A 261-nucleotide genomic window follows, 5' to 3' on the forward strand; every position below is an offset into this window, starting at 1 on the left:
GCATAGGTGTGACGCGGGTCGATCTGCGACGTGGGGAAGCCCAGCGGCACGGAATACGGCGGTCCGCCGGTCAGGGTCTCTCGCGTCTCTGCCAGAACCTGGGCCGGGGCGTCGGCCAGGCTGACGTCCTCGACACGAACCGTCAGCACATGGCCGGGCGGCAGCATGGTCCGTTCGCGATACAGGGCGGTGACGTTGACGACGGTCGTGCCCGTCGTCATCGGAGGTGGCGTTTCGCCCGGCGTGGCGCAGGCGGCCAGC

The 261-nt window shown here is 70.1% G+C and carries 1 protein-coding gene; it reads right to left on the reverse strand.

What is annotated here, in order from left to right; translation table 11 throughout:
• A partial coding sequence (locus tag CVH10_RS21765; protein ID WP_219924981.1) for a YbaY family lipoprotein occupies positions 1-221 on the reverse strand: 221 nt, incomplete at its 3' end.
• Positions 222-261: the final 40 nt, after the last annotated feature.

Origin of the sequence: Halomonas sp. ND22Bw, assembly GCF_003011945.1 — a bacterium.
Lineage (GTDB): Bacteria > Pseudomonadota > Gammaproteobacteria > Pseudomonadales > Halomonadaceae > Halomonas > Halomonas halophila.